The following is a 23,949-nucleotide window of genomic DNA, read 5'->3' on the forward strand; positions in this document are numbered from 1 at the left end:
GTCCCAATTTAATTGGAATATTAAATAATAGCCGACCTAAATTTTACATTTTTTACTTCAGGGTACGGGTTTTTGGATTAAATTGCAAGATTAAATCCGAAAGGGTTTTGTGTTTTTTCAACGTAATTGCTTGTAGATGAAAGTCTCTCCTAACGAACCCTTTCAATTGATTTATACCTTGTTTGATCACCAGTATCTGGGGTATCTATTCGAGTCATTCGTGATCCAGCTGGACTCAGAGGGTAGGCTCACATTCTCTCATCAAAATATCTCTGCCAAAAACGCCAAGGAGTTTGCCAGTGGACTGGATGATAACGACTATGAACTCATCAAGATCATGGACTCGATGCAACCTGACATAGTGGTCAAGCATTTTGAAAAGAAAAAAATCAAGGCAGATGACTTTTTCCTCAAAGTATTTGATCCTAAAACTGGAGATGAGACCAAGCAAGAACAAATCATCGCACATGTAGAACGCAGAAGATCAAAAATCATGCCTCTACTCAAAGGAAAGCGCCTATTCGAAATGGGTAATGATGGTGAACCTGCATGGAAGGAAATCGAAATTCTCAAAGAAGAGGCCAGCGTACTCTTTCATTTCCGAAGAAACGAAGACAACACCCATTACTTTCCCACCATCAAGTACCAAGATGAAAAAGTGGATTTTCAATACAAGGGTGCGTACATACTCTGCAATGATCCTGCCTACATTGTGATCGAAAACAAGCTGTACAGTTTTCAAAAAAATGTGGATGCAAACAAACTGAAGCCTTTTCTAAACAAAAAATTCATTGCCATCCCTCGAAAAATTGAGGACAACTATTATCGAAAATTTGTAGCTCCGCTTGTCGCATCTTTCGATGTATATGCCAAGGGCTTTGACATCAAAACTGAAAAATACGAATTAGAACCGACTTTGTATTTCTCAGAGTTAGCCAGCAATGGCGGGCAAGTCGCAACTGATTTATTTGGCAACCAAACCAACAGCAATACATTAGAACTTGAAGAAGCCAAGATCTTGTTTGAATTGAAGTTTCAATACGGAAAACATAAATACAAAGCTGACCATAGCCAAGAGGTCAATGTCCATGTAGAAAACGAGGACGATGAATACACCTTTTACCGAATCAAACGTGACCTCAGCAAGGAAAACAAGTACCTCAAATTTTTGCAGGAGACGGGCATGCCTCTCAAGTCTTCGCAGAGTACGGTACCACTTGGACAGGCATTTTCATGGATCAACGAGTCCAAGAAATTCTTGGAAGACGCTGGGATCAAGTTGATCCAAAACGGCAAGAACATCAAAAAATATTTCCTCGGAAAGTCAGAAATGACCGTGGAAATTAAAGAAAACATAGACTGGTTTGACGTCCATGCCATTGTCAAGTTTGGAGATTTTGAAATTCCCTTCAAAATCATCCGAAACTACATCCTCAAAAATATCAAGGAAATAGAACTGCCCAACGGTGAAATCGCCGTAATTCCGGATGCGTGGTTTGAACAATATTCCGAGCTGATGGCATTCAGCAACGAGGGCAGCCTCGAAGAGCTACAGTTGCAAAAACATCACATTTCGCTGGTCAAAGAACTAACAGATTCCAACCTTGCCCAGATGAGCCTCAAAGGCAAGTTGCAAAAACTCAATGATTTTGATAAGATTGACGACTTTGAGATCCCAGAGGGATTCAAAGGTGAATTGCGACCCTATCAAAAAGCTGGTTACAACTGGATGCGATTCTTGCGATCATATAATCTTGGTGGCTGTCTCGCAGATGACATGGGTTTGGGTAAAACAGTGCAGACTCTGACGCTGCTACAATCTATACATGGAGAGCAGGATGCTGGCACGAGCCTCCTGGTCATGCCTACCTCACTGATCTACAACTGGGAAAAAGAAGCTGAAAAATTCACTCCCAATCTCAGAATACTCAACTACACAGGAGTCAAGAGAAACAAAGACGTCACCCTGTTTAGTCAATATGATCTGGTGCTTACCTCATACGGTATTGTAAGACAAGACATTGATCTATTCGAGAAGTTTCATTTTAACTACATCATCTTGGATGAATCCCAGGTCATCAAAAACCCTGAATCCATCATCTCCAAATGCGTAAGAGAATTGCACTCTTCGAGCAAGTTGATCTTGACAGGCACACCGATAGAAAATACCACATTGGATTTGTGGTCACAAATGTCTTTCGTCAACCCTGGACTTTTGGGAACCAAATCTTTCTTCAAAAAGCAATATCAGATTCCTATCGAGAAAAGAAAAGATGAGGACAAGACAAAAAAACTGTACTCACTCATCAATCCTTTTCTACTGAGAAGAAACAAATCTCAAGTTGCCACTGATCTACCCGAAAAGATAGAAAGCGTGCGCTATTGTACCATGTCACCAGAGCAAGAAGAAGCCTATGAAAAGGTCAAATCTGCCTACCGTGACAAAATCATGAAGGAAATCGAGTCAGGAGGTTTAGGAAAGTCGCAGTTTATGATCCTACAAGGGTTAACCAAACTGAGACAAATCGCCAACCATCCTATGCTGGCTGATGAAACCTACGAAGGAGATTCTGGCAAATTGGAAGACATCAGTTTCATGCTTGACAATGCCATCAACAAGCATCACAAAATATTGGTGTTTTCACAGTTTGTAAAACATCTAAAAATTGTAGCGCAATACCTCGACGAACAAAAAATCAAATATGCTTACCTAGATGGTTCTACTAAGGATCGTCAACAGCAAGTGGAGAATTTTCAAAACGATGAGAGCATACAGGTATTCTTGATTTCGTTGAAAGCGGGAGGTCTAGGTCTCAACTTGACCAAGGCAGAATATGTATTCCTGCTGGACCCGTGGTGGAATCCTGCGATCGAAGCACAAGCCATAGACAGAGCACACAGAATTGGACAGCAAAACAAGGTGTTTACTTACCGATTCATCACCAAAAACACCGTTGAAGAAAAAATCATGCTGCTGCAGCAAAACAAGAAACAATTGGCAACAGATTTAATCACGACGGAAGAGAGTTTTGTAAAGAATCTATCCAAAGCGGATTTGGTAGGCTTACTCGATTAATCACCAAAGGCCATCGAAAAGATAAACGAACTGGCGTTTTTGATGCGTTTTGATGGATAGATACCTTGAGCCACTACGATATATTGGTAGGCCTTTCGAAAGTCTTCTCCATTCAATGCTTTGAGACTCTGATTGTAATAGTGCAAACCTGCAAGTTCTTTGATGCCCACGCGGTTGTCTATGATGGTAACTTTGCTTGGCTTGCCTCTGCTAAAATCACTAGATACCCCAGCCAATGCTAGTTCCTCATTGATTCGTTTGGCATCCCCTAGTACCACTGACTTTCGTTCTTCGATCTCTTTAGCATCTGTAGCGAAACCATAGATCGGATCGGTTGCTTCCATCAAAAATTCCCTATCCTCAACTTTTACCATCAGATACACATGATAATCCGTCTCAACCACATCATAGGCATAACCCAAATCATCTAAAAACAACGCGAGAAGTGCAGACCCCGTCACACAATCATATTTACCAGATACCTCAAAAATCTCACTAAACAACGCTTGCTTTTCATAGTTCTTCAAAAACCGTCTGTGGACTTTGTAAAACACGTGCTTCAAAAAAGCTTCATCTGATTTGATAACAGCTTGCTTTTCCTTCAATTTCGCCAACTCATCTACATATCGCTGTTCGATGGCATCAAATTTTTCTTGTGGCATGTTGCCAAAATCATCCCGAATAAACAATGGCAATTTGGTAATCCCAGTCGGCACAGCAGCACTTACTTGGTCCACTGTGAGAAGCAGACAAACAAAAAAGGAGACGATAATGATTCCGAACTTTTGCACGACCAGTGATTGTTGTTACCTAAATATACTTAATGTTAAATTAATGTTAAAACAATATTAACAAATTATTCCCCTTAAAACTATAGGCAAATCGCGTAAATACGGGGATCAATCGCGTTTTAAGCCGATTTTACACTACCTTTTCCGCTAGCACCAATAACCAGAACCCCAAAATAAGAGATCAACAACATGAGAGACACCATCAATAGACTGTTTGTAAATCAACAGAAAAAATCACAGGAACTCAGAATAGCTCCTATCGCAGATCGAAAAGCAGAACTAAAGAAACTCAAGAAATGGATTTTGACTCACAAAGACAGAATACGCAAAGCAGTATATACGGATTTGCGCAAACCAGAATCAGACATTGACATTACGGAGATCTTTACAGTCACATCGGAGATCAATCATGCGCTGAGAAAACTAAATGTATGGACGGAACCTAAGCGGGTCAGTTCTGGGTTCACCTACATAGGCACCTCTGCCAAAATCATGTATGAACCCAAAGGTCGTTGTCTCATCATTGCACCTTGGAACTTTCCATTTCAATTGATGGTCTCACCCTTGGTCTCTTGCCTGGCGGCTGGCAATACTGCCATCCTCAAGCCCTCAGAAAACACACCTGCTACATCTACATTGATCAAGGAAATGATCTCGGAGCTCTATGCACCAGAATTAGTCACCGTGGTAGAAGGAGCCATCGAAGAAACCCAAATATTGCTTTCTCTGCCCTTTGACCATATCTTTTTTACTGGTAGTACAGCGGTAGGCAAGATCATCATGGCAGCAGCTGCCAAAAATTTGACTTCCGTCACCTTAGAACTAGGAGGAAAATCACCCGTCATCATTGACCAAACAGCCGATACAGATGATGCGGCACGCAAAATTGTCTGGGGACGCTTTACCAACAACGGTCAAACCTGCATAGCACCTGATTACATTTTCATCCACACACACCAGCTGGACTCCTTTGTAGCATCAACTAAAAAATACATCGCTCAGCTATTCGATCCTGAGTCACAAGGCATGCGACACGCGGATGGATACTCTAGAATCGTGAATGAAAAACAAGCGAATAGATTAGTAGATATTCTCAATGATGCGGTGACCAAAGGAGCAAAAGTAATTGCAGGTGGAGATCATGACGTGACACAAAGGTATATTGAACCCACCCTATTGACACATATAGACGAAACCTCCAGAATCTGGCAAGAAGAGATTTTTGGTCCCATCATGCCTATACAAACCTATGATGACCTAGCAACTGTAATCCAACACATCAACACGCAAGAAAAACCGCTCTCGCTTTATTTATTCTCCAAAAGTAGTGTCACACAAAAACTCATCGAGCAACAAACATCGGCAGGTAGCATGGTTATCAATGATGTAGTGATCCAGTATGCACATCCCAACTTACCCTTTGGCGGAGTAAACCACAGTGGGATCGGCAAGTCACATGGACATTTTGGATTCTTAGAATTTTCTAATCAAAAATCGATTTTGAAGCAACGTATCGGACTTACCAATGCCTCTCTATTTTATCCTCCAGTTGGTGGCTTCAAAAAGATACTATTGAAATGGATGATCAATCATTTTTAGTGTTTACTTCTCCTCCCGCTCGTAGATCATCTTGCCACGCTCGTCCCATTCACGAATGATGTAGGATCTGAATTTTCCATCAAAGGGATACAAGTAATATTTTGGTTAATTCAATGTAAACAGAAGATGAATAAATTTGATTTCAAATTCGGAATCACTTAATTTTAGCCTCCATCCAATAGAGAGCAATCAACTCGATAAAAACAACAATCAATTTACAGCACAATAATATATGTTAATAGAAAATAGACCAACAGTAAGTAGTGAATTATTCGATGATGAAGTAGTTATAGTTAATCTGGAAAACGGAAATTATTACTCCTTTGGAGGCTCTGGTATTGATATTTGGAAAATAATAAAAGATGGTGTCGACCTGCCCAACCTCAAAGAAATATTTGAAAACAAATACATGTTTGACCAAGACCAAAAAAAAGTATTTTCTCAAATAATAAATGAACTAATTGAAGAAGGCTTGGTAGTTAAATCAAAAGACCCCTCGGATAAGGTATCCAATGAGTTGATTTTTAAACACGATAGTTTCAAGCCTGCCATCTTAAAGAAATTTACTGATATGCAGGATTTGTTATTATTAGATCCGATTCATGACGTTGATGCCACAGGTTGGCCTATGCCTAAAGAAAATCCTTCTATGGACTTGGACACAAACAAAGATGTCTAACGTCAAACCACTAGTAAGTGTAATCATAGCGGCATATAATGCAGAAAAGTATATTGAATCAGCTATTGAAAGTATCCTAAATCAAACGTACACCAATACCGAAATCATTGTAGTGGATGATGGCTCTACAGACCAAACAGCATCGTTGGTAAAACAATATCCTGTGACCTATTACTTTCAAAAAAATCAAGGTCAACCTACAGCACTTAATTTTGGGATATCACAAAGTCATGGCTCGTTTTTAGCTTTTAATGATGCTGATGATCTTTGGTCTACAGATAAGCTTGAGCTTCAATTGGAAGCTTTCTATTCTTGCGCTGACCTAGAGGTTTCATTTGGACTAGTACAACAATTTATCAGTCCAGAATTGACCAAAGAACAAGCAGCTAGGGTGCATTGCCCTAAAGACCCTATGAATGGATATAGCAAGCAAACTATGCTCATCAAAAAAGCTGCTTTCAACAACATTGGTAGTTTTAATCCTAGTGTACGTATGGGCGACTTTATTGAATGGTTTGCAATGGCAAAAAGAAATGGTGTAAAATATACAATGGTGGACAAGGTAGTAGCTCACAGAAGATTACATCTTGAAAATATGAGCATTCAACAGCGCGACCAAAGAAACAACTTTGCCCAAATCTTGAAACGGCATTTAGATGCACAAAAAAAGTAATTCGCTCAGCACATGGATAGACTACTTTTCTCTTTATGGCGATAAGAAAAAGTATCTATTGTTTGCCATCATACTCGCAATCATCCAATCGTTTGTATTAATACCTAGTACTTATTTTGTACAGCAGATTTTTGATGTTGGCTTGGCGTCCAACAATCTTGGTTTAATTCTCCGCTATTCCATAATGGCTCTTTTTTTGATCCTCATCAACCAAGCCTTGTGGCTCTGGGGGAGAAAAATAGTATTAAAAATAACCAAAGAAATAATCGCATCCATCAGATCTGGACTACTAATCGGAATATTACAATCCGATTACTCTGCTTTCCAAACGTATCAAAAAAATAAACTACATAATCAGATCATTAATGACAGTGAAAGAGTCGATCGGATGAGCAATGCCTTTGTTGCCATTTTCATACCTTCCTTTTTCTCCAGTATATGCCTACTAGCTGTTCTTTTTTACCTCAATTGGACATTGAGCATTGTACTACTTCTACTTGGCCCAGCATTATGGTTGATGATGAAATTACTAAGAAAAGGAATCAGAGACAACACCAACAATTTCAACAATCATTTCGAAAGGTTCAGTAGCCAATTAAGGTTCATTATTCACTATTTTGACCTAATAAAAAGTAGTGCTTTCGAAGAGCAAGAGTCCCAAGAAAAAACAACTACCATTAAAAATCTAAAAGATTCCAGCCAATCTATGGCTTGGCAACAGGAGCTATTCAAATCGCTGCAAGACATAATAATCTCATGTGTCAGTTTGCTCATACTTGTAATAGGCTGCTTTTTGGTCTTGAATGATCAGCTTACATTTGGAACCTTGATGTCATTTTATTTTGTACTCTATCTGCTGAGGAGATTTATGTTTAATCTGTCACAATCAATCCCAGAAATACTGTCTGGGAAGGAATCTCTCGCACCTATCATGGAGTTGACTAAAACCTTGTCTAGTACGAAGGAAGTTTCTGGTACTAAGCTTATAGATCTTGAGAACACATTAGAACTAGAGAATATATCCTTTCACTATCCTAGTCAAAAAAGTTTGCTCTCTAAGTTGAATCTTCAAATTCAAAAAGGAAAAACCTATGCAATCATTGGATCCAATGGTGTAGGGAAAAGCACTTTAATAAAACTCATTATGGGGTTTTACAAACTCAATCATGGGCAGATATTGATCGACGGGCACCCTCTAACTAAAGTCGATATTAAGCATTGGAGAAATCAGATAGGGCTTATTTTTCAGGAATCTTACATCTTTGACCAAACAGTAAAAGAAAACATTCTATATGGATACAATGAAAATATAAGCGACGAAGAACTAGAGCAAATTATCAAACTATCAACCCTAGATCGTGTCATTTCTAAACTACCAAATGGAGTGGATACCCAATTAAATTCAGCTATAAACTTGTCTGGAGGAGAAAAGCAAAAAATTGCTATTGCTCGATCTTTGGTTTCACAACCGAACCTACTGATTCTGGACGAACCTACCAACCACCTAGATTCCGAATCACTGAAGCAGCTCTATGTTAATTTAAAGAATCTCTGGTTCAAGCCCGCCATACTCATTATTACACACAATAAAGATTTTCTAGATTTGGCCGATGAGGTTCTTGAACTGAAAGATGGGGTACTACATAAATATGATTTAAAATGAAATCACACATTGATTTTTGGCCATCTAGCCAACAACTATTTTTACTAAAAGCCTGTACATTGTCAGGAACAGAGGCTATCTCTAATTTTGAAAAATGGCAATTGACACTCGTACTCAATCCTCAAAAAACTGGAGATCAATTGCTCGCAACTGTATTTGATCAAATTGATGGTGGATCCCAAAGGCTTTTACCTTTACTTCATTACAATTTGCACCTACATCTACCTGACGACCCAATCTTAAAGGCTATCAAAGGTTACAATAGGTACGTCTGGTCTAAAAATCAAATTATTTTTTTCCAAGTCAAAAAAATAATCAACCTTCTGGATAATCATCAAATCGAACACTTTTTTGTTAAAGGAGTTCCTTTGGCAAAGCATTATTATGGCTCTGACGGTATCCGACCTATGTCTGACCTAGATATTGTAGTACATGAGTCTGATGTACATGAATTGTGGGATTTACTTTCCCAAGAGGGATGGAAGGATTTGTACTCTAAACAATACGTCGATACCAAGCGACTTGTAGGCAACTCTAGGTGCTTAATCAATAATAAAAAAGATGAAATTGATACTCATTGGAGGGTTTTTAAAGACTCCTTTAGTGAGCATGACGAAATAGAATTATGGGAAGACCTTGCTCTACTAGAAATAGATGGTATGAAAACCAAAATGTTGAACCCAACTTTCCAATTGCTTCACACAATAATCCATGGCATGAGATGGAACGAACTTCCATCTTTTCGTTGGATATGTGATTCTATGATTATTATAAAAACAGATTCTATCAATTGGGAACAATTATTATCGTTTAGTGAAAAGAGAAAATACAGTCTCCGAATAAGTGCTGCATTATCTTATCTTCGAGACGAATTTGATGCAGTTATTCCTGATGAGGTATTTGATAGGCTGAATAACATCAAGGTCAGTTCTATTGAAAAGAAATTCTTCAATAAACTTACGACCAAACATGAAGCACGCTCATTATCTAATGTTCTTCTGCGTCATTACCAATTCAAATTGTACCATGCCAACAACAATGTTTTCAATGAAATTTGGGTCTATCTAAACCATCATAAGACCAATTGGGGAACAAAAAACGTATTGGCTTCTCTTTTTAGTTTAATTGGCCATAAGATGGGCTTAACTAAACACCCTCTGGATAAATTAAAATGAACAAGAAATCCTTTTTGTCATTCTATGATGAACTAAGTGCGGAATATTCTGTTGCTGAACAAACCTTAGCTACTAATCGTCATCATATCTCTTTTGCCAATCATGTGTTTGCTGCGACATTTATTGGCTCTGAAACCAATGACTTCTACCTGCCCGCTCTCACTCACTTGAAAATTTCACTTCCTTCAATTCATGATTTTGAAGTATGGGTAATAGAGGGAGAATCATCTAAAATAAACCTTCCCAATCCTACCTGGGATTGGAATAACGTGTCTCCCTTTGGAGAAATCTATCGTGATGAAAATTTTATTCTAAATTTCGAGTCTTGGAGTAGTGTACTTAGAGTTTTTAATAGAATTGAAAATAAAGCCTATATATGGATCCAATCTATCGATGCGTTACCCAAATGGATGAGAAGTTTTCCCCTAAGAAGTATAGTAGATTGGTATTTTGAATCTACAGCTATTCAGCCAGTACATAGCGGTGGAATCGCCCTTGGCAATAATGGTGTGATGCTAACAGGCAAAGGAGGCTCAGGCAAATCCTCAACCTGTCTTTCATGCCTAAATCATGATGAACTAAAATACCTTGGGGATGACTTTATGCTAGTCGATTGCGAAAATGGGAAAGAGGCCTTTAGCCTTTATAATGTGGCCAAAGTTGAGTTTGAAAACTTAAAAAAGTTCAAATTCTTAACGCCCTATCAAGAGCAATTCAAAGTGGATGACGAGAAATATCAGATTTTCTTGCATGAATTAATCCCAAGTAAACTCACCAATCAATTTATGATTGACGCCATTTTTCTACCTAAAATAACGGGTTCCAAAAAAGGAAACCTTGTAAAATCTAACGCTAGTGACGCACTCATGGCTCTGGCTCCCTCTACTATCTCATTGCTAAGAGGCAATCGCGAACTAACCTTCAGTAAAGTATCTAACTTAGTCAAAAAACTCCCCATATACACCCTTGAATTGAGTTCGGATTTCGAACGAAATCCAGAGATTATATACAATCACTTGAATCAATAAACCCTATTTCTCTTATAATAGGTTGATTAAGCAAATAATGGAGGTCACCCACTATGATATTATTCAATTACTCCTTACACTTTGAGCCCTCCAATAATTATTGATCTCAGCTAAAAGCTTTTCTAAACTAGCCATAGTAGATCGATAAATATTGACCAGATAATTTGGGTGATTCAATTCATCGCCTTCTACCCCTATTTCAGGCACATAATCGCATTGGGGTTCATACCATGTTCCAAAAAATTTGTCCCACCAAACGAATATAGTTCCCAAGTTTTTGTTAAAATGCTCTCTTTCAACACTATGATGAATTCGGTGCGCCATAGGTGAAATCAACAAATATTTACCAATCCAACCTAGGTTCCACTTCAACTCAGAATGTTGGAGAGAAAGCATTATATTTCTGATCAACTGCACTCCTATATAAGTCTCGACTGGACTGCCAGCTATAGCTAAAGGCAACGCATATAAAATTCTCTTGATAGACACATCAGAGATCGGGTTCGTTCGCAATCCAGAAATAATATTGAATCGATTGGGTGCATGATGCATTTTGTGCATTTCCCAAAGTACCGTACTCGTATGCTCAATTCTATGAACCCAATAGTCTAAGAAATCTATTAAAACAAATACAACTATGACCTGTATGAGAGAATAAGGTATTAGCCTTATAAGATCAAAACCAAAATAAAACCGTATTTCCTTGGGTATAAACAGGGCTACTCCAAGCAACAGTCCATAACCCAATATTTCATTAATCATTGTGTATCTAAAAACGAATCCAGTCCAATCGTTTTTAGCAGAATTATCTAGCACTAGGAGTCTTTTCATCGACGACTGCTCCCATCCTATTAGGATTCGTTCAATAATTATCAACGTGAGTGGAATTAATATGAGTATCAATATCAGCTCATACGATTCGGAAAAATAGTCGACATAGTGATCTATGAATTTCCCAAAAAAATTGACTATCAAATCTCGAAATCCTCCCATCAATAAATATTACAAATAATTGTCAAGTTTGTTGTTACGATGTAAAATTGCCTCTTTTTTTCTAATAAATTGCTGATCTAAAGTCACGAAGATAATGACAAATATTTCTGTTAGTATAATAATACCCTGCTACAACGGAAGTCAACATTTAGCTCCTGCCATTCAAAGTGTTTTGGATCAGCAAATAGCAAATAGTCAAATAATTGTAGTTGATGACGGTTCCACTGATAATTCGGTTGAGATTGCTTCTGCCTTCGACCATGTGCAAACAATACAACAACCCAACGCTGGTCCAGCGGCAGCCAGAAATAGAGGTATATCAATTGCAGAAGGTGATTTCATAAGCTTCCTTGATGCGGATGATCTATATCCCAAAAACAAGCTAAAGAATCAACTGGACTATTTGAACAAAAACCCAGAGATTGAGCTTGTCTCTGGCAGAATAAAATGCATTGGTAACAACGCCGATCACATGTTCTCCAAAATTTATGAAAATAGTGAAGAAAAAACCATGCTTAATTTCCACCTTGGAGCAGGTCTTTATAGAAAACATACAATAGATAAAATTGGATATTTCGATGAAGATTTGAAATACGCGGAAGATGTAGACCATTGGTTCAAAATAGTAGAACAAGGCATCTCATACCATTTTCTACCAGAGGTTACCCTCTTGCACACGCGTCATGAAAATAATATGACCAATTCCTCTCACGCAATACAAACCCCATACCTTATTCGTGCAGTCAAAAAGAGTATGGATCGAAGGAAAAAACTAGCTAAATTCGAAATGCCTGAGTTTTTTAAAAACACCCTTTCTCATCGAAACAAGTAATTAACCTTTCCAATCACAACAGAGACAAAGCAAGAGTAAAATGTTTTAATACTATTACTCCTCCCGCTCGTAGATCATCTTGCCACGCTCGTCCCATTCACGGATGATGTAAGGTCTAAACTCTTCATCAAAGGGGTCTTTGGAGTAAATAATTTCACGTTTTCGACGGTTTCTTTGATCGTAATATTCTCGCCAGATCCCTATGCGATGATCGAATTGATACTCACCATAAGCTGCCAGATTGCCGCTTTCATGAAAAGCATAATAGTTACCCTCCTTCTCTCCGAAATGCACTGGTATAATTTCCTTGAGTTGGCGTTCGTCGCGGTTGTGGTAGGCTACCAGCGACTCCTTAGGCCATCCTTTGTAGTATTTTTCTTTGCTTTGCAGGATGTTGTGCTTGTTCCAAGTGGACCAACGCCCATGTTTGACGCCCATGTAGAAGATCCCCTCTTCGATCACCTCATCATCGACCATCTTCTTGTAGGGCCCATGTAAGATGCCTGCATTGTCTTTGTCTATTTTTCGAGAATTAATGATTTTTCGCTTTCTGAAATCATACCAATAGACATCCCTCACATAAGGAACTGGCTCTTCATAGTGTTTGAGATAAGAAAACAATTCCATCACTTCATTGTCTCCAAAACCCGATCTAGTAAAACCCTTTCTGGTCTTCTTCCCAAAGTACACATTGCGTTTGGGTTTCTTTTTCTTCAAGACAATTTCACGATCCTCTTCCTCTGCATCCATGTCTACCGTGAGTGGCGCTTCGTATTGTGTCTCTAGTAGTTCTTCATCACTCACATACTCTTGGGCATAGGTATTTAGACTCTGTGTCATGCAGCCAATCACCAATAAGTATAAGAATTTCATTTTCATATAAGTAAAGCTAAATGCTATTATAATAAAAAACCTCTGAGCAAGCTCAGAGGTTTCACTTTTTTCAAGCTATCTGAGTTTACTCAGCACTAATTTCGATAGACCGATTGATAAACTGTGTCAATGCCTCTCCTACCAACAGCCCTTGAGACAACAAAGCCAAGTCATACGCTTGTCTCGCCAAAGTCTCTTTGTTCTCTTCTTTCTTAGATTTCAAAATCTTGGAAACCAAGGGGTGGTTTGCATTGACTGCTACATTGTACTGATCTGGGAAGTCCCCCATCATCATCATACCACCACCGCCGTTGCGCTGCATGTCCTTCATTCTACGCATGAACTCGGGCATGGTCACGATCACTGGCATCTCATCTGCTGCCAATGACTCCACGCTGACAGTTGAGTTCTTGTCATTGATAGATTTTTCAAATAACTCCTTGGCCTTTTCTTTGTCAGAATCAGACAATACAGATTCTATTTTCTCATCCTTGTCTATCAACTTGTCCACTGTATCCGCATCCACACGCTTCAACTGGGTTTTGTCCATTTTGTGCTCCAACGTCCCTATAAAGTGTGAATCCAATGGCCCATCCATTTTCAAAACATCATAAGACTTCTTTTTCACAGATTGGATAAATGCGTGCTGCTTGGCAGGCTCGGTCGCGTACAGATAGATGATGTTGCCATCTTTGTCCTTCTGAAGCGTTTCTGTCTTGGTTTTGTATTCATCGAAAGTAAAATACTGACCATCTACGTTTTCGAGCAATGCAAAATCCTTTGCTTTGTCGTAGAACTTCTCATCACTGAGCATACCATATTTCACGAATAGTCCAATATCTGACCATTTCGTCTCGTATTCTTTTCTATCCTTCTTGTACAAGTCGCTCAACTTGTCAGCCACTTTTTTGGTGATGTAAGAGTTAATTTTCTTCACATTGCTATCGGCCTGCAAAAAGCTTCTGGATACGTTGAGCGGGATGTCTGGTGAATCAATAACCCCATGTAGCAACATCAAAAATTCTGGCACTACATCTTTCACTTCATCGGTGATAAATACCTGACGAGAGTACAGTTGAATCTTGTTCTTTTGCAACTCAATATCCTTTTTCACTTTAGGGAAATACAAGATACCTGTCAAATTGAATGGATAATCTACATTGAGGTGAATCCAGAAGAGTGGCTCTTCTGAGAAGGGATACAATTCTCTATAGAATGACAAATAATCTTCGTCCGTCAAATCCGCTGGAGATTTGGTCCATAATGGCACAGGATTGTTGACAATGTTGTCCTTTTTGACCGTTTTGTATTTTGGCTTATCTTCATCGTCCTTGCCATCCTCTACACGCTCATCCCTCTCACCAAACTTCACCGCTACAGGCAAGAATTTACAGTATTTGTCCAAGATGCCCTGGAGTCTGCTTTCATTCAAAAACTCTTCAGAATCTTCGGTATTGACATGCAGTATGATATCTGTACCTCTCTCAGTTCTATCACCCGCTGTGATCTCAAACTCTGTCGATCCATCACAAATCCATCTAGCCGGTTGTGAACCTTCGACATGAGAAAGAGAATTGATTTCTACTTTTTCGGCAACCATAAAAGCCGAGTAAAATCCTAAGCCAAAGTGGCCAATGATTTGCTGCTCATCACCTTTGTCCTTGTATTTTTCCACAAACTCGGTCGCACCACTGAATGCGATCTGGTTGATGTATTTCTTGATGTCATCGGCAGTCATACCAATGCCTCGGTCGCTGATCGTAATGATCTTTGCCTCTTTGTCAAAGCTCACTTCCACTTTCAAATCCCCCAATTCGCCTTTGAACTCACCGATCCCAGCGAGCTGCTTGAGTTTCTGGGTAGCATCTACCGCATTGGAAACCAATTCTCTCAAAAAGATCTCGTGATCGGAATAAAGAAACTTCTTGATTATTGGAAAAATATTCTCGGTATGAATCGAAATATTACCTTTCTCTTGCATGGTGTATTTGTGTTTTACTATTTGGTTAATACTAAAATATTCTCACCGCCCTATGACAAAACTCATTCCAAAATAGAAATTGATCTAATCCGTGACAGGATGACAGAAAATGGCAGGCAGGAGTGGCAGGGTAGGAGTCAAAACAGGATATGTTAATTGTGGAGATTCTCAACCTTACATTCATTAGTAACCTAAATCCCCTTCATTCAATTGTAACCCCATTCAGTCCATTCATATTAGATAAACTGCCTTTTTCTTGGAGCAATCGGACAGCATTTCTAATTTTGCAAACATAACCCCACAAATAAAAATGTAAAATATAATTTCTTTTCAGACAATACAGACAGCAGGCTCATCACGGGCGTGCCTATTTATTCATCTTCCAAAAAAGAAATTATGTTTACTCTTCATAGCGTTACTTACGCGCATCCCAACAAGGATATGCTGTTTGACGACATCAGTCTTACAGTCAATACTCACGACAAAATAGCCCTGATCGGCAACAATGGAGCTGGAAAATCCACGCTACTGAAAATCATAGCTGGTGAGCTACCTGTCTCTGATGGAGTCATAAAAGTCGATATTCAACCCTATTATGTTCCACAAATCTTCGGACAATACAATCATCTGACCATTGCGCAGGCATTGAGGATAGACCGAGAACTTCAGGCTCTTCAAGAAATATTGGGTGGTCATGTCACGGATGAGAATATGTCCATCCTCAATGACAATTGGGATGTTGAAGTCCGCTGCACAGATGCATTGCGCTATTGGGAGTTGGATGATCTGGACTTAAACCACAAAATGGAAACCTTGAGTGGCGGACAAAAGACGAAAGTTTTCCTTGCAGGTATATCCATTCATCAACCTGACTTGGTACTGTTAGACGAACCGAGTAATCACCTAGATGTATCTGGCAGACAGCTATTGTATGATTTTGTGCAATCCACATCTAGCACCTTAGTGGTAGTGAGTCATGACAGGAGATTACTGAATATTTTGGACACGGTATGTGAGTTGAGTAAGCGAGGCATAACAGCCTATGGCGGTAACTATGACTTTTATATCACGCAAAAGCAAATAGAAGTTTCTGCTTTGAACCAAGACATTCACAGCAAAGAAAAGGCATTGCGAAAAGCGAAAGAAAAAGAACGGGAAACCAAAGAACGCCAGCAAAAACTGGACGCACGAGGGAAAAAGAAACAAGAAAAGGCTGGTGTATCAAGGATCATGATGAATACACTGCGCAACAACGCCGAAAATAGTAGCTCCAAAGCTAAAAGTGTTCATGCTGAAAAGATTGGTGGCATTGCTGGGGAATTGCATGAGTTGCGCGCTACTGTGTCAGATCTGTCCAAAATGAAATTTGGGTTGAACAACTCCTCCATGCACAAAGGCAAGGTACTGTTCACCGCCACTGATGTCAATTTTAGTTACGGTGCTACACCGCTATGGAAGGAGAAGCTCAACATCCAAATAACAAGTAGCGAACGTATAGCACTGAAGGGATCAAACGGCTCAGGAAAAACCACATTGATCAAACTCATTTTGGGAGACTTGGAGTCAATGTCTGGAACGATTTACCATGCAGAAAACAAATCTGTTTACATTGATCAAGACTATTCTTTGGTTGACAACACTCTCAAAGTGTACAAGCAAGCCCAGCAATTCAATACTACGGCATTACAGGAACACGAAATCAAAATTAGGCTCAATCGCTTTTTGTTTTCCCAAGAAGATTGGGACAAACCGTGTAGTGCCTTGAGTGGAGGAGAAAAAATGCGCTTGATGCTCTGCGGACTGACCGTCAACAGTCAATCACCCGATCTCATCATCTTGGACGAACCGACCAACAATCTGGACATCCAAAATATTGAAATCCTAACAGCTGCGCTCAACGAATACCAAGGAACGCTGATAGTAGTGTCTCATGACGAATCTTTCTTGGAACAAATCAACATCCAGCGAGCAATCAAACTCTGAATTGTATATTGTATCATTGGATGCGCATAGAAAATAATGCTATGCCTATGGAAATAATTTTTCTAAGCATAGAATTATTTTCTATGCTTATGGGATTGGAAAGCGATAAGCATAGCTTTCTAATCCTATAAGCATGAAATCGAAAAACCAATATTTCTATAGCTAATAAGAGAGATTGACACAGGTTTTCAATCCGATGACAAATTCTAAATTAATTCCAAATTGAAAGGTTAATTTGTACTCATGAAGATTCTGATAGTCGAAGATGAGGAAGAACTGGTCGCAGATATTTCCAAATACCTGACGGGAGAAAATTATCTATGTGAGACTGCCAAGACCTACCAAGAGGCCATCGACAGGATACATGCCTACGCTTATGACTGCATCCTGCTAGACCTCATGTTGCCCGGAGGAGATGGAATCCAACTATTAGAGTACCTCAAAGCACAACACAAACAAGATGGTGTCATCATCATCTCTGCCAAAAACTCTCTGGAAGACAAAATCAAGGGATTGCAAATAGGTGCAGATGATTATCTGGCCAAGCCATTTCATCATGCGGAATTGGCGGCACGCATCCATTCGGTGATCAGGAGAAAGCAGTTTGACAACTCCAATACACTAACGCAAAACGAAATCACGATTGACCTGCTCTCCAAAACTGTACGCATCTCAGAGGAAAATATCGTACTGACTCGGAAAGAATACGATCTGTTACTATTTTTTATCGGCAACAAAAACAGGATCTTGTCCAAGAGTGCCTTGGCAGAGCATCTATCAGGTGATTTTGCTGACATGTTTGACAACCACGATTTCGTCTATGCACATGTCAAGAACCTGAAACGAAAACTCAAAGAGCATCAATATGGTGACTACATCAAAACCATCTATGGCTCAGGTTACAAATGGGAAATATGACCAAACTACTCGACAAGCCCTTTAGGATTTTCACAGTGTATGCACTGATTATATTGATTGGGAGTGTGCCTGTGTACTACATCGTCGTAGATCATATCTGGCTCCACGAGCTAGATGAGCACAATCTGATCATCAAAGACCGTATCATTGGCTACTTTGATCAACAAACGATAGATTCCACTGAACTACGACAGACAATCAATGCATGGAAGATCATGCAGCCTGGCACTAGTTTGAATCTAGTCCAAGAAATAGGACAAGACAGCATCTATGAAATCACCAAGCAAAACATATACGCTCCAGCGTTTGAAATCGATCGGTTCAGAGGCTACCAGACTTACCTTCATATCAATGGTCTGCCCTACCGCATGATCATAGAGACCAATATCGAAGAGGCTGACGAAACACTTGTCGCCATTGCCGTGGTGACCATTGCATTTTTCATCCTTTTGGTGATCGGGTTCATCTATCTCAACAAAAGAATAGCCAAAGGAATTTGGCATCCCTTTCACCAAACTTTACAGACACTACAGTCCTTTGATCTCAGTCAGGACAATAGTATCGCACTGGGCGAAACTGATATTGAGGAGTTTGCGCAACTCAATACCGCCTTGAGCGAGTTGGTCGCACAGAACATCTCCGTCTATCAGCAACAAAAGGTATTCATCGAGAATGCCTCTCACGAATTGCAAACACCACTGGCGATCCTCAAGTCAAAACTGGACATCCTCCTACAACAGGACAACTTGACCCAGCAGCAATCTGACTTGCTCAACGCTATTGGCTTGCCATTGTCCCGAATCAGCCGGATCAACAAAAATCTATTACTGCTAGCCAAGATAGAAAACAGTCAATTCAACGCAAATGAAGAAATTGATCTCACACAACTCATAGACAAAACCATCCATCTATTTGCGGACTATTTTGATGAGAAAACATTGAACATTTCCTTTCAATACAAAACCCCATTAACTATCGTGTGCAGTCCCTACCTCGCCGAGACATTGATTCACAACCTGCTATCCAATGCCATCAGACATAGTCCAGTAGGCGGAACAGTACAAATCCATGTAGCAGATCAAAAATTGAGCATTCAAAACACAGGAACAGCATCTCTCAAAGTCGAGAAACTATTCCAGAGGTTCGCCGTCTCTACAGCCGAAACCACCAACAGTGGCTTAGGACTGGCTATCGTCAAGGAGATTTGTGCGCGCTATCATTGGGAGGTATCTTATGATTTTCAATCTAATTTTCACATTTTTTCGGTGAGCTTCCCTAAATTCTAAATCTCTTCTAAATCGGTTTGCAGTTTTGTCTCATAAATTTTTCAACATAAAGATCAAAGACAATGAACAAGCCGATTTTAGTCCTAGGCATATGCCTATCATCCCTGATGTCCTGTGGCCATGAGGATCAAGTACCACAAAAGGTATTGACAGCTTTTCATCAAAAATTCCCGCAAGCCAAGGATGTAGAATGGGAACTTGAAAAAGAAGACGACATGGAATGGGAAGCCGAATTCAACGTAAATGACATGGAATACTCTGCCAATTTTGATCCTGAGGGCACTTGGCATGAGACAGAGCATGACATCAAATTCCATGAAATTCCACCTATAGTGATTAGTACCATCCAACACGATTTCGCAGATTCAGATTTTAAAAAGGCTGAAATCTCTGAGACTCCCAAAGGACAATTCTATGAGATAGAATTGATCCAAGGGGAAACAGAAATAGAACTGACTTTGAATGATAAAGGAGAAATCACTTACAAAGTGACTACATTAGAAGAGGAAGAATATGAAAATTAGCATTTGCACGATTGCACTTTTTTGTCTGTTCCATACAGGATTGTTTGCTCAAAACTCAACCATAAGTATCTCAGGCACAATCAAAGATAAAGTCTCTCAGGAGGCTTTGTCTTATGTCAATGTGATACTCAAAAACAGCAAAGACTCCACCTTCGTCACAGGATCCATCACCAACGACCAAGGATTATTCACACTAGAAGCTCCTAAGTCTGGCGAATACCTCGTGGAAATTTCCTTCCTAGGCTATCTCACAATACAGCAAAAAACATTCATAGGTTCTCAATCAAAGTACCTTGATTTAGGAGATACTCAGCTAGAGGAAGATGTGCAAACTCTAGGAGAAGTGATCGTCACAGGACAGCAAGATGCCGTCTCTGAGACCATGGACAAAAAGACCTACACCGTGTCTGACAACATCAGCCAGAGTGGTGGCTCAGTCCTACAATCCATGAGCAATCTACCAGGCGTCACGGTACAAGATGGCAAGATTCAACTCAGAGGAAATGAGAAAATAACGGTACTCATAGACGGAAAGCAAACTGCCCTCACTGGCTTTGGTAGCCAAACTGGCCTAGACAATCTGCCTGCCTCAGCCATCGAGAAAATAGAAATCATCAACAACCCATCTGCCAAATATGACGCCAACGGCAATGCAGGCATCATCAACATCGTGATGAAAAAAGAAAAAAAGACCGGCCTCAATGGCAAAGCCGGTCTCAGTACGGGACTCGGCGCACTCTGGGTAAGGAAAGAGAACCTACCTACCATCAGACCTCAATATCAGATGACACCCAAAATCAACCCTTCTCTGTCACTCAACTACCGTAAGGATAAAGTCAACTTCTACCTACAGGCAGACAATCTATACACCCAGACACTCAACAAAAACGAATTTGTCACACGGACATACGATGATGGCACTGTGATACATCAGCAGTCCAAACGCAATCGAAACACGAACTTTTTTACTTCCAAGGCAGGTCTAGATTATCAAATATCGGATGTCAACAGTTTCAGCGCTTCAGTACTATTTGGGAGTGAAAAAATAATCGACCATGGAGATGAGCCCTTCTTCAATCAAGATTTATCCCAAAGATTAAGGCTTTGGCAATATGTAGAAGACGAACTAAAGACTACAGCCATGGCTACAGGTAGTTTTCAACACCAGTTCAGGCAACCTGGTCACACGCTGTCTGCAGGGCTCAACTACACTTTCCACAGAGAAAACGAGCAATATTTCTTCGACAACATTCTTCCTAGTTCCAGCAGCAAGGATGCTTTCAAACTCCTCTCAGACGAGCATGTGGCAGATCTCATGATCGATTATGTGCGTCCTCTCAGATACGGACGGGTCGAAACAGGATTGAAATTTCGCAAGCGAGTGATACCTACCGATATGCAGTTCTTCCCAGGCACTAACTCTCCATTGGATGCTGACGCTGGCGGTTGGGCAACCTACAACGAGACGATACCGGCACTGTATGGGAACTATATCTACGAGACCAAAAAAATAGAAGCAGAACTGGGTCTTAGACTAGAGTATTTCAAATTGCAATACGATGTAAACCCAGGACACAATACCTACAAGAGTGATGGCTATGACTATACGCAACCCTTCCCTAGTATCAGGTTTGCATACAAAATCAATGACAACAACAGGCTCACCACATTCTATAATCGTCGTGTAGATCGACCCAATGAAGTGGACATTAGAATCTTTCCCAAATACGATGATGCCGAAATTATCAAAGTAGGTAACCCTGCACTCAGGGCACAGTTTACCGATGCGATAGAAATAGGATACAAGACTAATTGGAACACAGGTTATTTCTATTCTGCTCTTTATCATCGCATGGCAAATGCTACGATATCACGCATCTCGACCACAGTAGATAGCACCAATTTAATCTATGCTGTTTTCCAAAACATTGGAAAAAGCTACAACAGTGGTTTAGAAATCGTCTTCTCTCAAGAAGTAAACGATTGGCTACTACTCAACCTCAATCTCAATGGCTATCACAACCAAATCAACGCCTATACCGTGACCAATCTATATCCAGTCGAAAATGTATTCAGTGTGGACAAACAAGAGATGTTTTCTGGCAACATCAAGCTCAACAGCACATTTCAAATCAGTTCACGCATAGAAGCTCAACTGACGGCCATCTATCTAGCTCCCGACCTGATTCCTCAAGGACGCATTGGCGCCCGCTACACGCTAAACATGGGGATCAAAAGCAGTATCCAAGATGGCAAGGGAGAGCTATTCCTGAATGCGACTGATTTATTGAATTCCATGGTGATCAAACAAACCATAGACGGCAACAATTTCAGTTATACCAGCAGCAACTATTATGAAACTCAAGTCATTCGACTAGGCTACAACTATAAATTTTAATACTTAGTGTGCACACTCACTTTGTACAGAAGACAGACACAAGAAGAATCAAAAAACACCCCACTTTTTTATCTAAAGTCTAGTGTCTAAACACTAAAATCTATCAGCATTCTGCACCTCATCGCTCAGCATCACTTTGGAGGATTTGAGAAAACGGGAATACCAATAACCTGAATCCTTCACGATCCGCTTTTGGGTTTCAAAATCATTGTACACCAAGCCAAACCTCGGAAGATACCCTTCGGCCCATTCAAAATTGTCCATCAATGACCAAACAAAATACCCATCTACTTTGATCCCACTCCTTTTGGCTTTAAGTACTTCACTGATATATGCCTGTAGGAACTTGACACGTTGTACATCCTTGACCTTTCCTTCTTCACAGTGATCTGGAAATGCCACACCATTCTCGGTCACAATGATAGATTTTACATTCTCGTAGGCATTGAACTTCTTCAGCATCTTGTGGATCCCAGGAGGATAGACCTCCCAGCCCATCGCAGTAGTCTCTACACCACGTTCCTCTGCCTTGACAATCTGACCTTGTAGATAGGGCATGTACCAATTGTATTTCACTACCTCGCGCGTATAGTTCTGCAGACCGACAAAATCAAAATCAAAGGGCATATTCATTTCGTCATCCGCTTGGATAAAATCCTCTACTCTCTTGGCTACAGGCAGATCTTCAATAGGATAACCTAGTCCCATTGCAGGTTCGATAAACAAACGATTGAGCAAAGCATCAAAACGCTTGGCAGCCTTTACATCTTTTGTTTCCTGACTGGCAGGATCTATATGAGAACAAGAAAATGTCGTCCCGATGTTCGCATGAGGCAGCAAATCTCTGATGATTCTCCCTCCCAAACTCTGGCACAGCGTAGCATGGTGCATTGCAGGCAGGAAATTATTAATCCCCTTCTTCCCCGGTGCATGATATCCCAAAAAGTAGCCAGCACCTGTAAAAACCATAGGCTCATTGAGTACCATCCAGTTCGTCACCCGATCACCAAATAATTTCACACAGGTAGTTGCAAACTCTTCAAACCAGTTGAGTATCTCACGGTTGACCCAGCCTCCTTTCTTCTGCAATTCTTGAGGCAAATCCCAATGATAAAGTGTAATCCAAGGCGTTACATCATTTTTGAGGCAAGTATCTATCAAACGGTTATAAAAATCTACTCCAGCCTGATTGATATATCCTGTACCATTGGGAAATATCCTTGACCATGAAATCGAAAACCTATAATTCGGAATATTAAGTGTGTTGATCAACTGGATATCCTCGCGATAGTGATTGTAATGCTTGCAAGCATGATTGCCATCACTACCATCTTGTATTTTACCTTTCTTGGCTACAAAGGCATCCCAGATCGACTGTCCAGAACCATCAGCATCGTGTGCACCTTCTATTTGATAAGCAGCAGTGCTCACTCCCCAATGAAAATCGGGACCAAAGTCATCTTTTGTAAAAATCATA

Annotated in this window: 18 protein-coding genes; 13 read left to right on the forward strand and 5 right to left on the reverse strand. The window is 40.0% G+C overall.

What is annotated here, in order from left to right:
- The first annotated feature begins 136 nt into the window (after positions 1 to 136).
- Positions 137 to 3,076, forward strand: a complete 2,940-nt coding sequence (locus N6H18_RS01545) for a DEAD/DEAH box helicase (protein ID WP_262310087.1) — start codon at positions 137 to 139, stop codon at positions 3,074 to 3,076.
- On the opposite strand, the gene N6H18_RS01550 is transcribed toward N6H18_RS01545, so the two are convergent.
- A complete protein-coding gene (locus N6H18_RS01550) occupies positions 3,073 to 3,867 on the reverse strand; it encodes a hypothetical protein (RefSeq protein WP_262310088.1) in 795 nt (264 codons plus the stop codon). The two genes, N6H18_RS01545 and N6H18_RS01550, sit on opposite strands and share 4 nt — an antisense overlap.
- A gap of 189 nt (positions 3,868 to 4,056) precedes the next feature.
- Between N6H18_RS01550 and N6H18_RS01555 the strand changes: the two genes are divergently transcribed.
- The 6 genes from N6H18_RS01555 to N6H18_RS01580 all read left to right on the forward strand — a co-directional run bounded on the left by N6H18_RS01555 (position 4,057) and on the right by N6H18_RS01580 (position 10,684).
- Complete coding sequence (locus N6H18_RS01555; protein ID WP_262310089.1) at positions 4,057 to 5,466, forward strand: aldehyde dehydrogenase family protein; 1,410 nt, start codon at positions 4,057 to 4,059, stop codon at positions 5,464 to 5,466.
- Between the two features lie 232 nt (positions 5,467 to 5,698).
- Complete coding sequence (locus N6H18_RS01560) at positions 5,699 to 6,145, forward strand: hypothetical protein (protein WP_262310090.1); 447 nt, start codon at positions 5,699 to 5,701, stop codon at positions 6,143 to 6,145.
- Positions 6,138 to 6,818 carry a glycosyltransferase family 2 protein gene (locus N6H18_RS01565; protein WP_262310091.1) on the forward strand — a complete coding sequence of 227 codons (681 nt, stop codon included), beginning with the start codon at positions 6,138 to 6,140 and terminating at the stop codon, positions 6,816 to 6,818. Before N6H18_RS01560 ends, N6H18_RS01565 begins: the two co-directional genes overlap by 8 nt.
- Positions 6,802 to 8,481 (forward strand): ABC transporter ATP-binding protein, encoded by a 1,680-nt coding sequence (locus tag N6H18_RS01570; protein WP_262310092.1) that lies wholly within the window; start codon positions 6,802 to 6,804, stop codon positions 8,479 to 8,481. Before N6H18_RS01565 ends, N6H18_RS01570 begins: the two co-directional genes overlap by 17 nt.
- A complete protein-coding gene (locus tag N6H18_RS01575; protein WP_262310093.1) occupies positions 8,478 to 9,656 on the forward strand; it encodes a nucleotidyltransferase family protein in 1,179 nt (392 codons plus the stop codon). Before N6H18_RS01570 ends, N6H18_RS01575 begins: the two co-directional genes overlap by 4 nt.
- Positions 9,653 to 10,684, forward strand: a complete 1,032-nt coding sequence (locus N6H18_RS01580) for a phosphoenolpyruvate carboxykinase (ATP) (protein ID WP_262310094.1) — start codon at positions 9,653 to 9,655, stop codon at positions 10,682 to 10,684. The genes N6H18_RS01575 and N6H18_RS01580 overlap by 4 nt, the downstream gene beginning before the upstream one ends.
- 63 nt (positions 10,685 to 10,747) lie before the next feature.
- Here the strand turns inward: N6H18_RS01580 and N6H18_RS01585 are convergent, their stop codons facing one another.
- Entirely contained in the window at positions 10,748 to 11,515 is a 768-nt protein-coding gene (locus tag N6H18_RS01585) for a sterol desaturase family protein (protein WP_262310095.1), read from the reverse strand.
- A gap of 256 nt (positions 11,516 to 11,771) precedes the next feature.
- On the opposite strand from N6H18_RS01585, the gene N6H18_RS01590 reads away from it, so the two are divergent.
- Positions 11,772 to 12,509, forward strand: a complete 738-nt coding sequence (locus N6H18_RS01590; protein WP_262310096.1) for a glycosyltransferase family 2 protein — start codon at positions 11,772 to 11,774, stop codon at positions 12,507 to 12,509.
- Positions 12,510 to 12,563: 54 nt separating this feature from the next.
- Here N6H18_RS01590 and N6H18_RS01595 read toward each other — a convergent pair whose 3' ends face one another.
- Positions 12,564 to 13,382, reverse strand: a complete 819-nt coding sequence (locus tag N6H18_RS01595) for a toxin-antitoxin system YwqK family antitoxin (protein ID WP_262310097.1) — start codon at positions 13,380 to 13,382, stop codon at positions 12,564 to 12,566.
- A gap of 85 nt (positions 13,383 to 13,467) precedes the next feature.
- On the reverse strand, positions 13,468 to 15,363 hold the full coding sequence (gene htpG, locus N6H18_RS01600) for a molecular chaperone HtpG (RefSeq protein ID WP_262310098.1): 1,896 nt from the start codon (positions 15,361 to 15,363) through the stop codon (positions 13,468 to 13,470).
- Positions 15,364 to 15,759: 396 nt separating this feature from the next.
- Here htpG and abc-f point away from each other — a divergent pair, with 396 nt between their 5' ends.
- The 5 genes from abc-f (at position 15,760) to N6H18_RS01625 (ending at position 22,472) form a co-directional block, all read left to right on the forward strand.
- Positions 15,760 to 17,346, forward strand: coding sequence for a ribosomal protection-like ABC-F family protein (gene abc-f, locus N6H18_RS01605; protein ID WP_262310099.1), 1,587 nt, complete (start codon positions 15,760 to 15,762; stop codon positions 17,344 to 17,346).
- A 243-nt stretch (positions 17,347 to 17,589) separates the two neighbouring features.
- Complete coding sequence (locus N6H18_RS01610) at positions 17,590 to 18,264, forward strand: response regulator transcription factor (RefSeq protein WP_262310100.1); 675 nt, start codon at positions 17,590 to 17,592, stop codon at positions 18,262 to 18,264.
- Positions 18,261 to 19,550: a sensor histidine kinase gene (locus tag N6H18_RS01615; RefSeq protein WP_262310101.1), complete on the forward strand. Its 1,290-nt coding sequence runs from the start codon at positions 18,261 to 18,263 to the stop codon at positions 19,548 to 19,550. The genes N6H18_RS01610 and N6H18_RS01615 overlap by 4 nt, the downstream gene beginning before the upstream one ends.
- 62 nt (positions 19,551 to 19,612) lie before the next feature.
- Positions 19,613 to 20,074, forward strand: a complete 462-nt coding sequence (locus N6H18_RS01620) for a PepSY-like domain-containing protein (RefSeq protein WP_262310102.1) — start codon at positions 19,613 to 19,615, stop codon at positions 20,072 to 20,074.
- Positions 20,064 to 22,472 carry an outer membrane beta-barrel family protein gene (locus tag N6H18_RS01625; protein WP_262310103.1) on the forward strand — a complete coding sequence of 803 codons (2,409 nt, stop codon included), beginning with the start codon at positions 20,064 to 20,066 and terminating at the stop codon, positions 22,470 to 22,472. The genes N6H18_RS01620 and N6H18_RS01625 overlap by 11 nt, the downstream gene beginning before the upstream one ends.
- A 93-nt stretch (positions 22,473 to 22,565) precedes the next feature.
- Here N6H18_RS01625 and N6H18_RS01630 read toward each other — a convergent pair whose 3' ends face one another.
- Complete coding sequence (locus tag N6H18_RS01630; RefSeq protein WP_262310104.1) at positions 22,566 to 23,948, reverse strand: GH1 family beta-glucosidase; 1,383 nt, start codon at positions 23,946 to 23,948, stop codon at positions 22,566 to 22,568.
- Between the last annotated feature and the right edge of the window lies 1 nt (position 23,949).

It is taken from the genome of Reichenbachiella agarivorans, from assembly GCF_025502585.1.
GTDB classification, from domain to species: Bacteria; Bacteroidota; Bacteroidia; order Cytophagales; family Cyclobacteriaceae; genus Reichenbachiella; species Reichenbachiella agarivorans.

Coding starts and splice junctions, on each gene's coding strand:
- N6H18_RS01545 (WP_262310087.1), top strand. CDS start 137: ATGAAAGTCTCTCCTAACGAACCCTTTCAATTGATTTATACCTTGTTT.
- N6H18_RS01555 (WP_262310089.1), top strand. CDS start 4,057: ATGAGAGACACCATCAATAGACTGTTTGTAAATCAACAGAAAAAATCA.
- N6H18_RS01560 (WP_262310090.1), top strand. CDS start 5,699: ATGTTAATAGAAAATAGACCAACAGTAAGTAGTGAATTATTCGATGAT.
- N6H18_RS01565 (WP_262310091.1), top strand. CDS start 6,138: ATGTCTAACGTCAAACCACTAGTAAGTGTAATCATAGCGGCATATAAT.
- N6H18_RS01570 (WP_262310092.1), top strand. CDS start 6,802: ATGCACAAAAAAAGTAATTCGCTCAGCACATGGATAGACTACTTTTCT.
- N6H18_RS01575 (WP_262310093.1), top strand. CDS start 8,478: ATGAAATCACACATTGATTTTTGGCCATCTAGCCAACAACTATTTTTA.
- N6H18_RS01580 (WP_262310094.1), top strand. CDS start 9,653: ATGAACAAGAAATCCTTTTTGTCATTCTATGATGAACTAAGTGCGGAA.
- N6H18_RS01585 (WP_262310095.1), bottom strand. CDS start 11,515: ATGAAAAGACTCCTAGTGCTAGATAATTCTGCTAAAAACGATTGGACT.
- N6H18_RS01590 (WP_262310096.1), top strand. CDS start 11,772: ATGACAAATATTTCTGTTAGTATAATAATACCCTGCTACAACGGAAGT.
- N6H18_RS01595 (WP_262310097.1), bottom strand. CDS start 13,382: ATGAAATTCTTATACTTATTGGTGATTGGCTGCATGACACAGAGTCTA.
- htpG (WP_262310098.1), bottom strand. CDS start 15,363: ATGCAAGAGAAAGGTAATATTTCGATTCATACCGAGAATATTTTTCCA.
- abc-f (WP_262310099.1), top strand. CDS start 15,760: ATGTTTACTCTTCATAGCGTTACTTACGCGCATCCCAACAAGGATATG.
- N6H18_RS01610 (WP_262310100.1), top strand. CDS start 17,590: ATGAAGATTCTGATAGTCGAAGATGAGGAAGAACTGGTCGCAGATATT.
- N6H18_RS01615 (WP_262310101.1), top strand. CDS start 18,261: ATGACCAAACTACTCGACAAGCCCTTTAGGATTTTCACAGTGTATGCA.
- N6H18_RS01620 (WP_262310102.1), top strand. CDS start 19,613: ATGAACAAGCCGATTTTAGTCCTAGGCATATGCCTATCATCCCTGATG.
- N6H18_RS01625 (WP_262310103.1), top strand. CDS start 20,064: ATGAAAATTAGCATTTGCACGATTGCACTTTTTTGTCTGTTCCATACA.
- N6H18_RS01630 (WP_262310104.1), bottom strand. CDS start 23,948: ATGATTTTTACAAAAGATGACTTTGGTCCCGATTTTCATTGGGGAGTG.